The following is a 14,643-nucleotide window of genomic DNA, read 5'->3' as shown; positions in this document are numbered from 1 at the left end:
GTTAGTTGTTATTGGTTACTGGTTAAGGATGACAACGGGAGCATCTCAGTTTTGCATTTACAGTGCGAGCGTCCCCGCTCGCGTATTGTACAATACGCGAGCGGGGACGCTCGCACTACAATAAAAAAAATGCTTTTTACAAAACTGAGATGCTCCCATGACAACTACCAACTGCCCACTAACAACTGCCAACTGTCAACTGTCAACTGTCAACTGCCAACTGTCAACTGTCAACTAACAACTGTCAACTGTCAAATAACACATAACCAATAACAGACAAATAATCATGAACCGTTTTCGCACAGCCTGCACCACCCCCGGAGAATTTATAATTACCGCCGAAGTTGCCCCACCAAAAGGCGGCGACATGACTCACACAATTCACATGGCTGAACGCCTCAAAAACAGAGTTCACGCAATTAATGTCACAGACGGGAGTCGCGCAGTTTTGCGAATGTGCCCCCTAGCAGTTTCGGCGATTTTAGTGCAGCACGGAATTGAGCCAATTTGTCAAGTTGCTTGTCGCGATCGCAATCAAATTGGCCTGCAAGCGGATCTCATGGGAGCTCACGCTTTAGGCATTCGCAATGTATTAGCACTTACAGGCGATCCCGTCAAAGCGGGCGACCATCCGAAAGCAAAAAGTGTATTCGACTTGGAATCAGTACGACTGTTACAAGTCATTCAGAAAATGAATGGCGGCAAAGACTGGAATGACAAACCTTTAACAGACGGATTTACCGATTTATTTGTCGGTGCTGCCGTCGATCCGCAATGCCCCAGTTGGTCGGGTTTGCAAAGTAGATTTGAGAAAAAAGTAGAGGCTGGAGCACAGTTTTTTCAGAGTCAATTAATTACAGATTTTGAAGTTTTGGATAAGTTTATGCACCACGTGGCTGCGGGCTGCAACAAGCCAGTTTTAGCAGGAATATTTTTGTTTAAATCAGCTAAAAATGCTGAATTTATTAAAAAATACGTGCCGGGAGTTCACATCCCACAAGAGACGATCGACCGTTTGGCAAAAGCTCCAGAACCCTTGCAGGAAGGCATAAAAATTGCTGCCGAACAAGTCAAGCTAGCGCGGCAGATTTGTCAAGGAGTTCACATGATGGCCGTCAAACGAGAAGATTTAATTCCTCAAATTTTGGATTTGGCAGGAATCGATCCACTGAGCTAAAATTAACCGTTGGGGCGGGTTTTACCAACTATCAATGCCTAAAAGTAACGATTTCGTAAACTCCTAAACCCGCCCACTCCCGCGCTACCATTTTGAACATCAAACTGTCGGGGCGGGTTTGACCAACCATCAATGTATAAAACTAATGATCTCGTAAACCCGCCATCCCCCGCTGTAGATAATCCAATAACTTCTGAGTTTGATTAATAAACTACTTTGAAAAATGCTCGATCGACTAAACGGTTATTAAATAGGAGCCACTGGCAATGACTGACTCAGAAATACTTAATTCTGATACCATCAAAACACTAGATACTCGCATATCAGAAGTTACAGTTTACACCGATCGCGCTTTGGTGACGCGCCGTGGCACAGTCGCTTTGACGGGAAACGAGCGAGAATTGGCGATCGCCTCTCTCCCCGCAACCCTGGAACCAGAGTCAGTCAGGGCTACGGGTGCGGGTACAGTTGCTGTGCGATTGCTGGGAGTGCGCTGCCACAGAGTGTTTAGCAGCGAACCATTGGGCGATCGCACTGCCGAATTAACCCAACAAATTAAGGAGTTACAAACCCAAAGACGGGGAATTAACGACAAAATAACCGCCCGAAAAATTCAGCTCCAATTTGTGGAAGGTTTGAGCGAAAAAAGCGTCGGTTTCTTTTCCAGCAGCATCGCCAAACAGCAGGTAGGTTTAAACGAAACTGGCGAATTGCTCAATTTTTTAGGAACTAATTACCTAAAATATGTAAGTGCGATCGCCCAACACGAAAAACAGCAGCGCGAAATAGACAAGCAAATAAAAGCTTTGCAGCAGCAGGTGGGGCAAGTACAAACTCCCCATTCGCAGCAAAGTTTTAACATCATTGTTGCCATTGAACCCAGTGGCAGCGGCAATTTTGAACTAGAAGTTTCCTATGTAGTCACGCGAGCCCGTTGGACTCCCCTTTACGACTTGCGAGTAAACACTATCAACAACCAAATTAATCTCAATTACCTAGCCGAAGTCAATCAAAATACAGGCGAAGATTGGACGGGAGTAGCGCTGACTTTATCTACAGCAAAACCCGGAATGGGAACTCTCCCACCAAAACTAGAACCTTGGTATATCGATAAAACCGAGCCAGAGCAATTTTTTGGTAGGGGTGTATCAGAGGATGATTTTTTAGACCTAGAAGAAGTATTATCTGAAGGTTTTACAGGCGGCGGTTCACGCTCCATAACACGAGCGCCCATAGCAGCTCAAATAGCCACAGCCCAAGTATCCAGAGAAGGCGGTACAGTCTCATTTCAAGTAGGCGGAAGTACCAAGATTCCCAGCGACGGTACACCGCACAAAGTTACTATTTTCGGCGAAAATTATCCCTTTAAACCTGAATATATTGCAGTTCCGCGATTAGTCAGTTTTGCCTATTTGCAAGCAGTTGTTGTGAATCCGCTGACAGGCGCAACTCTGCTTCCCGGTAAAGCAAATATCTTTCGCGACAACACTTTTGTCGGTACTGTGCAGTTAGAAAATGTTTCCCCCGGGCAAGAATATAAAGTTAATTTAGGAATAGATGAACGGTTAAAAATAGAGCGGGAATTAGTGGAAAGACAAGTAGATAAAAAACTGATCGGCCAGCAGCGGCGCATGAGTTACGCTTATCGCTTAAATGTGACAAACTTGCATCAGGTGCAGGTACACTTGACACTGAAAGAGCAATTGCCAGTCAGCCGCAATGAACAAATTAAAGTGCGATCGACTCTCACTAATCCGAAGATAGTAGCAGGTGAAATGGGACTGCTAGAATGGATAATGTCTCTGCCACCGCAAGCAAAGCAAGAGTTATATTACCAGTTTGTTGTCGAACATCCTCCCGACTTAACAGTCACGGGTTTAGATATTTAATATTAAGTCGATAAAAACTTGTTTGTAGTCAGGACTAAAGTCCTGATTCGTCACCACGGATGAGGAGTGAAGTCCCGAAAAACTATCAAATTTACCTGTAATTGGTAAACTGCAAAGCCATCGGATAATCTTCTTGCTTCAACCGTTGAATTACCAACTGCAAATCATCCTTATCCTTAGCCGAAACGCGCACTGCATCACCTTGAATCGAGCCTTGAATCTTTTTAAACTCATCTCGAATTAATTTAGTGATTTTCTTGGCAATTTCCTGGTCAATCCCTTTTTTCAGTTTGATTTCTTGGCGTACTCTAGTACCACTAGCAGCTTCAATTTTCCCATAATCAAAAATTTTCAGAGACAAATTGCGCTTGGCGGCTTTAGTTTGCAAAACAGTGTGAATCGCGTCGAGAGTAAATTCGCTGTCCGTATTGACAGTAATGGATTCTGCGCCCAATTCTACGGTAGTTTTGGTATCTTTCAAATCGTAGCGGCTTTGAATTTCTCGCGTTGTTTGGTCAACAGCATTGACTAATTCTTGCCGATCGAAATCGCTGACAATATCAAAGGAATAACTAGCAGCCATAAATTAGTAATTGGTAAGGGGGCATTGGGCATTGGGCATTGGGCATTGGGCATTGGGCATTGGCAAAACAGGGCATTGGGCATTAACAACTAACCAATAACCAATAACCAATAACCAATAACCAATAACCAATAACCAATGACTACTGAAAATTAGCCGTTAACAGCCATTAAACTGAAATAGAATAAAGAAACAGTGCAAGAAGAACTAATCGCAAACATGAGCGATCGCCCCAGTGGCACATTGAGAATATAGAAAACCGAAAACAACAACCGGGCGATCGTAAAAGCGATCGCAGCCCAACCCGCCGATTCCGAATCTACCCCCGTCACAAAAGCCATCAAAGCCGCCGCTGAAAACAGCATAAACGTCTCAAACGAATTTTGGTGAGCCCAAGTTGCCCGCTGAGCGTAAGCAGGCAACCTCTCAAACATAGCGCGGGGGGCAGCTTGGTCGTAGCCTAGCTGCAAGCGGGCGAACGCAACCACCAAAAACGGTGCGTACACCAGCGCAGCAGCAGCAGCAATACAATCAAGCAGAATAACCGACACAGGTAATCCCAACAGCATCATCCGCCTCGCAGTTCAATCAAAATAGAACAGAGTAACCACCTTGCGCTGTTCCTCCGCATCCTGGCAAGTTTTCAGCAAAGTGTGGCTTTCGTGAAAAGCAAAACATATCAGTTGCTGGCAGCGAGAAATAATCTCCTGATTGCACATGGCGCTTGCTTCCGGGAGAGACAAGCTATCATTTTTGGGATTTTCTACCAAATGTATCACTTGTTCGAGTTGCTCGCGAGACTCGCGAGGCTGGCGACTCATGCTTTGTGGCAAAATCACCGTCAGCAGATTAGGATCTGCTCGCATTGCCCCCCGAATTGCGGCTGAATTGGTGCCTGTAGCGCCAGAAGTGATGAGCTGATTGCCTCCCAGAACTATGGCGTAGCTCAGCATCTCAATTAGCTGCTGGTGGGTAATAGGAACGTGGCGAGAACCCAAAAGAGCAATCCGCTTGGAGCTGGTTTGCTGGATCGCCGCAAGTTCTTGTAAAAAATCATCTACTCTGGGTAGCTCAATTGATTGACTCAAAGAATTTATTAAATTAAATAAAACTACGTTGTGGATTTTAGCAGACTCACTAGCCATTGCCGCCAAAAAGAAGTTAAGAATTGCTGATTTACCGGATCAGACTAGAGGATGGGGAGATTTGAGTTCGCCTGAAGGCAGAATGTCTTCCGACATTGGCCAGCCGGAGCTCAAGGTAGAATTCAAGAAAAATTGAGAATTTAAGAATTTTAGCTTTTTATTTATTTAAACAAAAAATTCTCTCTGCCGAATACCTTCTTCCCTCAGCTCCGGCTCTCTTCTTAATGGACTCGATCGCTCAGCCCCAAGGATGCCATCATGCCCTCAAGGTCAAAATGTTCTGCCATTAGCTGAGTAACGCATTCCACCTTGATCGGTTCGTGCAGGCGCACGCTGCCAAAGGTGCTGTCGATAATTTCCACCGTGGTTAAGGTATCCAAATCAACAGACAAAACCGGAATTTCCATTTCTTCTGCCCTGCCAATCACCAAGGGAGAAGGAGGCAAGTGACCTGTCAAAATCAAGCACTGAGTCGAGCTTTCCAGAGCCGCTAGCTGAATGTCCGTGCGATCGCCCCCCGTCACCACCGCCATATTTCTCGCTTTGCGGAAATACTTCATAGCCGAACTAACATTCATCGCGCCAATTGTCAAGGTTTCCACCATCAAGTCCAAACGGTCTTTACGGCAGAGCACATCAGCTTTCAATTGGTGCACCAATTCTTTGACGCTGACACTTCGCAGCAAAGCACTTCTCGGCAGCATTCCCAAAACTGGAATACCCGCAGCCTCCAGAAAAGGCCGCACAGTCGCCGTTACGGATTCGAGTTTGTCCGAGGGAACGTCGTTGAGTACCACGCCCAGCAACCGCGAACCCAAACGCTGTTTAGCCGACAGCAAATCGTCTACATACAGATCGATCGGGCGAGCTACCAACAGCACAGAGGCATCAACTGTCTCAGCGATTTGAGCCAAAGACAAGTCAAACAGACTGCCTTCCTCCAAATTAGCTGGGCCTTCTAACAGCGCCAAGTCTCCGCTGGGAGCTTGCAAATATTGCGCTAAAGACTGGCGGTAATCTGTCTTGTCTTCTCCCCGCAAACGCTTGTGAACGGTCTCTTCATCCAAATACAGCAGTGTTGACGGCATCTGACTTTCTGAGAGATTCAGCGTCTCTACCGCGAACCGCACGTCTTCGTCCTCGATCCCAGCTCCGGGCGAGCTGAAACAGGTTCCCAGAGGTTTGCCGTAGGCGACGGCCAGTCCTTTTGCCCGGAGTCCGAGTGCCATCCCCAGGGCGATGGCCGACTTGCCACTGTAAGCTTTTGTGGAACCGATCAGCAAATATTTAGTCAATTTGGGTACGCCTTCAATCCTCAATTTGCACCTGTCTATTTCAATAAATTTAGTTTTTTCTACAGTATTTCTGAACTGCGACTCAATTAGGCAATACTATTATACTCGATTTTGTCACTTTTGGGCAATTTATTTTTTTGCTAAAAAATTTTATTCACCTGTTCGCAACCCTTTTCTTCCCATTCTTTTTACTTGATTTTGGGAAACCACTTTTTCAATTGTTTGTTTTGCCAGCAGGTTTTGATAAGTATTTATCGCCCATAATTTCTTTGAAAGCCGATTTTAATTGTAATATTTTTAGGCATTCGGCTTGCGTCGCTGAGATATCAACCTCGAATTTTATCGAGTAAAAATAACACGGTAAAACTGGTTAATTTTACATTAAAAGCCTACTTAGAGGGTTGAAGATAGTTTTTTTAGTGGCTAAATAGAGGATTGTATAGGAAGAGAACACGCTGCTTGCCTAAGCAATTGTGCATATAATTTGAAAGGGATATGTTGTAGGATTAGTTATTAATTATTAGTGAGCACGCCCGCGTTAAAACTGAGCGGTGGCACTGCGAGCAATAAGCTGCTTAGAATGGGGCTTCTAGCTTCTCAATACATAAATTGTCGGGCGGCGTGGGCTGGAATTTCGGCAGCCCAAAGGCTGATTGCGATGCTAGCGAGATCGCAGTTCAAGGGCTGTAGATTGATTTTCCTTGGGCGGATCTACAGCGCTTTCCTCTCAGCTACCTAGTCGCAAAAGTTGAACGAAATCGGACGGCGCGATTCGCCTCACGGCGATAGCTTCGCTCGCGCGTACTCGCCCAGTACCAATAGACCTCTTGCAAAAGTCCTTTTCATAAATTTATTGGACGGGCTCTTCGGCCCATCCCACAAGAAAAAATAACTCTTGTGGGACGGGCCGGAGAGCCCGTCCTAGTTATTTTTGCAAGAGGTCTAATATCCGAAACAGGCTTTTGCGCTTGTCCCACAACAAATACAGCAGTTTTCAATTGGATGAAATACAGGTAGGGACTAAGGCTTTGTCTGAATCCCTACGAGAAATCCGTATCACGCTCAACAGAAAACTGCTGTAGATTTACTTTAGAAATGGGGATAAGTGCTGACCCCCAAAAAGATTATTGAGAATGATCCAAGAACTCGCTTACTCTTTCCGCTTCTCAAATAGGACTGGCGCACCAATCATGTAATGTTGCCGTCGTGGCTTTACACTATTGGTGCGCCAGTTATAGCGCCCGTCAATCGATTTTAGATTTTAGATTTTAGATTTTAGATTGAAGAAAGCAACCCCACTGATAAATCCGGGGGCTGGCGATCGGGAGCGAGGAGCTTTTTTCTCGATCCGCGAATCAATCCGGGGGCCCCGGATTAAATTGCTTGATTGTCAATTGCCGACTTTCGGGAGTGCGGTTGCGGTGAAAGTTATTCATCCATTCGCATCAGCTTGCGGTAAAACGTTTTAGAAAAATCGACGGTACGAGTTCGCTGAAAAGTCAGGAGAACCTCAATTAAGCAACTAACAAACTCAGAGCTTTGCATAGTCACTTCGTAGCTGAGTTCAGCATTACCGTCAAACAACACCCGACAGCGGGTTAAGTCGATCGGCAGCGACGAGATATTCCAACTAGCGACAAACGGCACGCTGTCCCCGCCGTCAATTTTTCTTGCTCCCTCCAAGCTTTTGAGCTTGTAGAGGGCAATAGCGTGCGGTAAAAACTTGCGCCTGGGCTCTTGACAGAAAGGCGCGTAGACTTTCACTTCTTTGTCATCGGCTGGCTTGAGTTGAGGAATAGACATATTTCCACCTCAGACAATTATTACTAACAGATAGTTTAGATCCCCTGAAAAAACTAGCAGATATTCCTGGTCGATCGCAAGCAAAAGTCAACCCAAATACTCTATCCAGTACCCGTTTACCAGGGCCGTACAAGCACCGAACCCGCGGGTTGTCCTCCCGTCCGCTTTCGACAAAAGCCCAGAAACTGATACAGTAGATGCTTATATCTAAAATCAAAAACTATTGGTGGTTGAATCAAGTAACCTATGCAGGAGAGTTCTTGGCCAGAAAACGACGCTCGCAGCGAGCTTAACTTGGACATCTCTGATTTAGCTCAAGAAGAGCTCAAGAGTTTGACCTCGCACTCGAAGCTCAGCAAAGTATTTGCTATACCAGACATTGGCGACAGGGTGTTTGACGCGGAAACAAAAGCAGAGAGCCCAGTTGCGGTGTCTGTGCCGGGAACTCCCTCTTTTCCTCAAAATCTGTACCGGGGACGGCGCGGAAAAGCCGCCGCAGTGCTGACTGCGATTTGGGCCGGCACGATCGCCCTGCACTTGATTTCTTGGGGTGCGTGGGTAGTGTGGGGGTTGACGGGACTGCTGTGGATGCAAGCATTTCGAGTTTTGTTCGCTTCGCCCAAGCCCGCACTGCCACCTCTTGCCGATGAAAGTCGAGAGGATTGGCCTTATGTGTCGCTGCTGGTGGCAGCGAAAAATGAGGAAGCGGTGATTGCCAGATTCGTAGAATCCATATGCAATGTAGATTATCCGATCGACCGCTACGAAGTTTGGGCGATCGACGATCACAGCAGCGACGCCACGCCGCTAGTATTGGAACAGCTAACCAAAAAGTACCCCCAGCTCAAAGTATTTCGCAGAGGAGCAAATGCCAGCGGCGGCAAGTCGGGAGCACTGAATCAAGTGTTACCGCTGACTCGCGGGGAATTTGTCGGAATATTTGACGCCGACGCGACGGTAACGCCGGATTTGCTGCGCCGGGTGCTGCCAGTGTTCGATGGAGAAAAGGTAGGCGCTGTGCAAGTCAGAAAAGCCATCGCCAATGCTTCGGTAAATTTGTGGACTCGCGGCCAAGAAGCAGAAATGGCTCTCGACAGTTTTTTCCAGCAGCAGCGGATTGCGATCGGCGGCATTGGAGAATTGCGCGGTAACGGCCAATTCATGCGCCGCACCGCCTTGGAAAGCTGCGGAGGCTGGAACGAGGAGACGATTACCGACGACCTGGATTTGACGGTGAGGCTGCACCTAAACCGATGGGACATTGAATTTCTCCCTTTCCCAGCCGTGTCAGAAGAAGGAGTCACTAACGCTCGCGCCCTGTGGCACCAGCGCAATCGCTGGGCAGAAGGTGGCTATCAGCGTTATCTTGACTACTGGCGGCTAATTTTGCGGAACCGCATGGGAACTGGGAAAACTTGGGATTTATTTGGATTTTGGGTATCTCAATATTTCTTACCCACAGTAGCGCTACCCGACTTTGTGATGTCAATTGCGCTGCGCCGGATGCCGATCGCCAGTCCCATAACTTTTATGACCCTTACATTGTCGGTGGTGGGAATGTTTGTCGGTTTGCGCCGCACTCGCAAAGAGACCAAATTTGACGTAAGGCGAGTTTTTCTCACCTTGCTGCAAACGCTGCGGGGTACTGTGTATATGTTCCACTGGCTGCTGGTAGGGACTGTGACGGCTCGGATTGCGGTACGGCCCAAGCGGCTCAAATGGGTCAAAACCGTCCATCAAGGTGCTGTTAATAGCATCAAGTAAACAATTCGCAGAAATATCTCGGCACAGTATGGCCGAACGTCCGAAGATTTTCCGAGACAAAAAAACACCAACGCTCGCCAAATATCTCCCCGCCAGAGCCTAAGATTAAAATTGGGCAAGTCCGAGAAAAAAACACTTTGAAACAGCTTAGGTAATAGGTAATCGGCGAGCGGTAATAGCGAATAAGTAATCGGCCATACAAAAGTCTAAAATTAAAAGATAAAAGCGAGAATTTTTAACTTTTAACTTGACAAAAAACCAATTACTATCTATTAATTATGAATTGCCAATTAGGACGAATTGCTTGTTGCCAACTACCCGTCACCCGTAATTGATAATGGATTTGTTAGAGTACCAAGCTAAATCTTTATTTCGCCAGATGGCAATTCCGATTTTGCCGTCGCAGCGGATTGACAATCCCGCTGACCTCAAAGGACTGAAAATTCCTTACCCCGTTGTACTCAAATCGCAAGTGCGGGCTGGGGGACGGGGCAGGGCCGGCGGTATCAAGTTTGTAGAAAATACGATCGATGCAGTAGCAGCAGCCCAAACAATTTTTAATTTGCCGATCGAGGATGAATATCCCCAAGTCCTGCTGGCAGAAGCAAAGTACAACGCCGACCAAGAATTGTACTTAGCGGTACTCCTAGACCCCGTAGCACGCCGCCCGGTGCTTCTGGGTTCGAGCCAAGGAGGTATGGATGTCGAAGGGTCGATCGAGCAAATGCAGCAAGTGGCCGTAGATCAAGAATTTTCCCCCTTCTACGCGAGGCGTCTCGCGCTGAAAATGGGATTGCAGGGAGACTTGATTCAATCGGTGAGCACCATTGTCGAAAAAATGTACCGGCTGTTTGTCGAAAAAGATTTAGACCTAGTAGAAATCAATCCTCTAGGCATCAGTCCGACGGGAGAGGTAATGGCTTTAGACGGTAAAGTCACCGCCAACGACGATGCCTTGGGGCGACATCCAGATTTGGCCGCACTATCGGGAAAGAAGCTCTTGGGCGGGTTGGCACGGGAAAGAAGAAGTCCCCATGCTGGGGGCGATCGCTCCCATTCCCAGTCCAAGGTTCAGCAGTCGCCGGAGTTTGACCCCAAATCTAAATCCCCAATCTCGAATTCCGAATCCCTGCAATTAATCGAACTAGACGGGAATATCGCGATTTTGTGCAACGGAGTGGGCCTGACAATGGCAACTCTAGATGCTGTAACCCACCAAGGAGGAAAACCAGCTAATTTTGTGAATATTGGTTCCCTAGACCGCTACTATGCAGCAAATGCCCTGCGCGATCGCGCGGAGTTGGGTCTGGAGTTAGTCGCTCAGGATAAAAGCGTTAAGGTGATACTTGTAAATATTTTGGGCAGCGCCTCCAAGACCGAGGAAATAATCGCTGCAGTAGCCGGCTATTTGGAACGGAAAGCTCGCGCTAACCGCCACATCCAAGTTGTGCTGCGGCTGGTAGAGATCGATGCTGATGCTGTTAAAAAGCGTTTGGGACAGTTGCCGGTGCAGCTAGCTAGCACTTTGGATGAGGCCGCGGCCGCTTCTGTATCCTCCGTCAAGTAGCGGCAGTCGATCGGCAAAAAATTAGATTTCTGTACAGGTCAATCACCCGGCGCTGCTCGGAGTACCGAGACAGCGCGGGCACAGAAATTGCCTAGTTGACCAGTCTAAGTGGTTCGCCCACTACGTTTAAGGTAAGTGTTGAAGTACCTACCGGAGGATGCGTGCTAGTCTTCCGCTCTAGAACTTAAAAGTTAAACAGGTGTAAGGGTTAAGCCAGTGCTTTTAAGATAGTTACCGACCTTAAACATTGACGAAGCAAACATTACCCCGTAAGGGAGGACTTAAATGTCTAATTTGGTTTTTGTACTTGATACCAAAAAACGACCGCTCAATCCAATCCGCCCAGGATTGGCACGTAAATTGCTAACTATTGGCAAAGCTGCTGTCTTCAAAAGGTATCCATTTACGCTAATTTTGAAAGTAGAGGTAACAGTACCGCAAAAACCAATTACTCTCAAAATAGATCCTGGCTCTCGAACTACTGGAATTGCGTTAATACAAGGAGAAAACGTAATCTTTGGTGCAGAGCTAACACACCGAGGACAAGCTATTAAAGCCAGCCTTGAATCTCGCCGTTCATTGCGTAGAGTCAGGAGAAATCGCCATACCCGCTATCGTCGGGCTAGATTCTCAAACAGGACTCGCCCTAAAGGTTGGTTAGCACCAAGTTTGCAACATCGTGTCGAAACAACCCTTACATGGGCAACTAGATTGATGAAACTCGCCCCCATTGCTTCTATTGCTCAAGAGCTTGTGCGATTTGACTTACAGCAATTAGAAAACCCAGAGATTTCTGGAATCGAGTACCAACAAGGCGTTTTGCATGGCTATGAGATCCGCGAGTATTTGTTGAACAAATGGGAGAGAAAATGCGCTTACTGTGGTGAAATAAATACACCATTACAAGTCGAGCACATTCATCCCAAAGCCAAAGGCGGATCTAATCGCATTTCTAATCTTTGCCTTGCTTGCGATGCTTGCAATAAAAAGAAAGGTACTCAAGATGTTGAGCAATTCTTGTCTAAAAAGCCAGAGATTTTGAAGCGGATTCTATCTCAAGCAAAGCGTCCGTTAAAAGACGCAGCAGCCGTTAACTCAACTCGTTGGACATTATTTAATCGACTCCGTACAACTGGCTTGCCTGTTTCTACAGGTAGTGGTGGCTTAACGAAGTTCAACCGCATTCAATTAAATTTACCTAAAACTCATTGGCTAGATGCAGCTTGTATCGGAAAGGTTGAGTCATTGAAGATTTTAACAAGCAAGCCACTATCGATCAAAGCAACTGGTCACGGGACACGTCAAATGTGCCGCACTGGTAAATTCGGCTTTCCATCTCGCTATGTTCCCCGGTTTAAGTTTGTTAAAGGTTTTCAAACGGGAGATATTGTCAAAGCGATTGTAACCTCTGGCAAAAAAATTGGTACATACGTTGGACGTGTTGCCGTAAGAACCAGTGGCTCATTCAATATTTCCGCCGAGCGAATTGGTGTCAGGAATTAGCCACAAATATTGTTCAATTATTCACAAAAAAGATGGTTATTCGTATGCAGCATAAACCTTGCCCCCCTTTTCCTCTCACCGCTGACCTGGGTACAGGTACAGCGGGAGTCTCCAAGGGGGAAGAAAAATGAATTTAACTCCTGAAAGCAAAGTCCTAGTACAGGGCATTACAGAATCTCCCGCGTCCACCCGCGTCGCCCTGATGATGAAAGCATACGGCACGAATGTAGTCGCCGGTGTTAGTCCCGGTCGGGGGGGGCTGGAAGTGGAGGGAATTCCGATTTTTGATTTGGTAGAACAAGCAGTGGCTGCAGTGGGTCACGTTGACACTGCGGTAATTTTGGTAGACGCTTACTCAGTGCTGGATGCGGCTCTAGAATCGATCGCCGGAGGAATTCGGCAAATTGCGATCGTTACTGGGGGAGTGCCTCCTCTGGATATGGTGCACTTAGTCAGAAAAGCAGAAGCCACCGAAACTTTGGTAATCGGGCCCAACAGTCCGGGGATTATTGTGCCCGACAAACTCCTGCTGGGAACTCACCCCAAGGAATTTTACACTCCCGGCCCCGTGGGAGTGATCAGCCGCAGCAGCACTTTGACTTACGAAGTTGCCCTAGAACTGACGGAGGCTGGGTTGGGACAGTCGATGGCGGTTTGTATTGGCTGCGACGCGATTGTCGGTTCTTCTTTTATGCAGTGGCTGCAAATTTTGGACGAAGACGACAGTACCGAAGCGATAGTTTTGGTGGGAGAAGTTGGCGGGTGGAGTGAACAAGCTGCTGCTTCTTACATCGCCTCGGCGATCGACAAACCCGTGGTTGCTTATCTGGCCGGCCACTACGCTCCCAAGGGGCCGTCTTTGGGCCACGCCGGCATCCTGATCAGTTCTCGGGCGGCTGCCCAGAAAGCCTTTGGAGTTTCGGTCCCAAACAAAATGGCTGCCTTTGAAGAGGCGGACATACCTGTGGCCGCTCGACCTTCAGAGATTCCTAAGTTGCTCAAAAAATTGCTAAAGAAAAATTGATTGCTTTGGGACTTACTGAAATCCTAGACATTTCTGGAGAAATCCCGAAATAGCTAAGTAAGTCCAGGCTGTTGTTACTAGGAAGCGTTAAAGTTCATACCTTGGAGTACGTGCCAGCCCCAAGCTCTATAACTCCACCGTTAAACAGGCAAGGATTTGTAAAGCCAGTGCTGTGGAGAAAGTACCGCCTAATAACCATGCCGAGGCAACCTTTACTAATTAGGAATAGACGCAACCATGTCTAAAACTCCCAATCAAGTATTTGTACTTGACATCGACAAGAAACCTCTAACTCCGTGTCTGCCAGTGATAGCTAGAAAGCTATTAAATGCAGGTAAAGCAAAGGTTTTTAGACTGTACCCGTTTACAATCATTCTGAAAAAATCAGTCAATGATCTACCAAGACCAATCGAAATTCGCATCGATCCTGGTAGCAAAACTACTGGCATAGCTTTGGTTCAGGAAACCCAGGTCATTTGGGGTGCTGAACTTATCCATCGGGGTCAAGCTATCAAGTCTCGACTTGAAACCCGTCGGGCTGTCCGACGCAACCGCCGTAATCGTAAAACTCGTTATCGAAAAGCGAGATTCTTAAATCGTGTTCGTCCGAAAGGTTGGCTGCCTCCGAGCTTACAACACCGAGTATTAACGACTATGACGTGGGTTTCTCGCCTTCGCAAACTAGCACCTATCCAATCAATTGCTTTCGAGTTGGTAAACTTTGACACTCAAAAAATGCAGAATCCAGAGATTTCCGGCGTTGAGTATCAACAAGGGGAATTGCAAGGTTACGAGGTTAGAGAGTACCTACTCGAAGTGCGACCCGTTTCCGCGAAAACGGAAAGCCTAGCGGCTTAAAGTGTAGGCGGAGCAAGGAATCAGCCTTTCGTATG

At 47.0% G+C, this 14,643-nt stretch carries 10 protein-coding genes and 2 pseudogenes; 7 read left to right on the top strand and 5 right to left on the bottom strand.

The genetic code is table 11. The features are described from left to right. Positions 1-286: 286 nt before the first annotated feature. Positions 287-1,177, top strand: coding sequence for a methylenetetrahydrofolate reductase (locus tag QT992_RS24155; RefSeq protein ID WP_333322139.1), 891 nt, complete (start codon positions 287-289; stop codon positions 1,175-1,177). Positions 1,178-1,443: 266 nt separating this feature from the next. Further along, positions 1,444-3,066: a mucoidy inhibitor MuiA family protein gene (locus QT992_RS24150; RefSeq protein WP_333322138.1), complete on the top strand. Its 1,623-nt coding sequence runs from the start codon at positions 1,444-1,446 to the stop codon at positions 3,064-3,066. Positions 3,067-3,157: 91 nt separating this feature from the next. Here the strand turns inward: QT992_RS24150 and QT992_RS24145 are convergent, their stop codons facing one another. The 5 genes from QT992_RS24145 to ebsA form a co-directional block, all read right to left on the bottom strand. Beyond that, complete coding sequence (locus QT992_RS24145; RefSeq protein ID WP_333029954.1) at positions 3,158-3,649, bottom strand: YajQ family cyclic di-GMP-binding protein; 492 nt, start codon at positions 3,647-3,649, stop codon at positions 3,158-3,160. A gap of 152 nt (positions 3,650-3,801) precedes the next feature. Then, entirely contained in the window at positions 3,802-4,218 is a 417-nt protein-coding gene (locus QT992_RS24140) for an MAPEG family protein (protein WP_333342763.1), read from the bottom strand. 15 nt (positions 4,219-4,233) lie between these two features. Then, complete coding sequence (locus QT992_RS24135) at positions 4,234-4,737, bottom strand: DNA recombination-mediator protein A (RefSeq protein ID WP_333322141.1); 504 nt, start codon at positions 4,735-4,737, stop codon at positions 4,234-4,236. Between the two features lie 278 nt (positions 4,738-5,015). Then, a complete protein-coding gene (locus QT992_RS24130; RefSeq protein ID WP_333322136.1) occupies positions 5,016-6,113 on the bottom strand; it encodes a phosphotransacetylase family protein in 1,098 nt (365 codons plus the stop codon). A 1,404-nt stretch (positions 6,114-7,517) separates the two neighbouring features. Continuing rightward, positions 7,518-7,892 (bottom strand): type IV pilus biogenesis protein EbsA, encoded by a 375-nt coding sequence (ebsA, locus tag QT992_RS24125; protein WP_333140917.1) that lies wholly within the window; start codon positions 7,890-7,892, stop codon positions 7,518-7,520. A gap of 246 nt (positions 7,893-8,138) precedes the next feature. On the opposite strand from ebsA, the gene QT992_RS24120 reads away from it, so the two are divergent. From QT992_RS24120 to iscB (QT992_RS24100), 5 genes and pseudogenes are all read left to right on the top strand, one after another. After that, positions 8,139-9,656 (top strand): glycosyltransferase family 2 protein, encoded by a 1,518-nt coding sequence (locus QT992_RS24120; protein WP_333342760.1) that lies wholly within the window; start codon positions 8,139-8,141, stop codon positions 9,654-9,656. A gap of 337 nt (positions 9,657-9,993) precedes the next feature. Beyond that, complete coding sequence (locus QT992_RS24115) at positions 9,994-11,223, top strand: succinate--CoA ligase subunit beta (protein ID WP_333322134.1); 1,230 nt, start codon at positions 9,994-9,996, stop codon at positions 11,221-11,223. A gap of 285 nt (positions 11,224-11,508) precedes the next feature. Beyond that, positions 11,509-12,781: pseudogene (iscB, locus tag QT992_RS24110) on the top strand (RNA-guided endonuclease IscB). 72 nt (positions 12,782-12,853) lie between these two features. Next, positions 12,854-13,750: a CoA-binding protein gene (locus QT992_RS24105; RefSeq protein ID WP_333343051.1), complete on the top strand. Its 897-nt coding sequence runs from the start codon at positions 12,854-12,856 to the stop codon at positions 13,748-13,750. A 237-nt stretch (positions 13,751-13,987) separates the two neighbouring features. Further along, positions 13,988-14,566, top strand: a pseudogene (iscB, locus tag QT992_RS24100) (RNA-guided endonuclease IscB); the annotation flags it as partial. Positions 14,567-14,643 lie beyond the last annotated feature (77 nt).

This window comes from Microcoleus sp. T3_D1, from assembly GCF_036700405.1.
Classification (GTDB): domain Bacteria; phylum Cyanobacteriota; class Cyanobacteriia; order Cyanobacteriales; family Microcoleaceae; genus Microcoleus.
This window is presented reverse-complemented; position numbering and strand designations above follow the sequence as displayed.

What these genes read in the sequence shown, in the direction of transcription:
- QT992_RS24155 (WP_333322139.1), top strand. Translation starts at nt 287, where the DNA reads ATGAACCGTTTTCGCACAGCCTGCACCACCCCCGGAGAATTTATAATT.
- QT992_RS24150 (WP_333322138.1), top strand. Translation starts at nt 1,444, where the DNA reads ATGACTGACTCAGAAATACTTAATTCTGATACCATCAAAACACTAGAT.
- QT992_RS24145 (WP_333029954.1), bottom strand. Translation starts at nt 3,649, where the DNA reads ATGGCTGCTAGTTATTCCTTTGATATTGTCAGCGATTTCGATCGGCAA.
- QT992_RS24140 (WP_333342763.1), bottom strand. Translation starts at nt 4,218, where the DNA reads ATGCTGTTGGGATTACCTGTGTCGGTTATTCTGCTTGATTGTATTGCT.
- ebsA (WP_333140917.1), bottom strand. Translation starts at nt 7,892, where the DNA reads ATGTCTATTCCTCAACTCAAGCCAGCCGATGACAAAGAAGTGAAAGTC.
- QT992_RS24120 (WP_333342760.1), top strand. Translation starts at nt 8,139, where the DNA reads ATGCAGGAGAGTTCTTGGCCAGAAAACGACGCTCGCAGCGAGCTTAAC.
- QT992_RS24115 (WP_333322134.1), top strand. Translation starts at nt 9,994, where the DNA reads ATGGATTTGTTAGAGTACCAAGCTAAATCTTTATTTCGCCAGATGGCA.
- QT992_RS24105 (WP_333343051.1), top strand. Translation starts at nt 12,854, where the DNA reads ATGAATTTAACTCCTGAAAGCAAAGTCCTAGTACAGGGCATTACAGAA.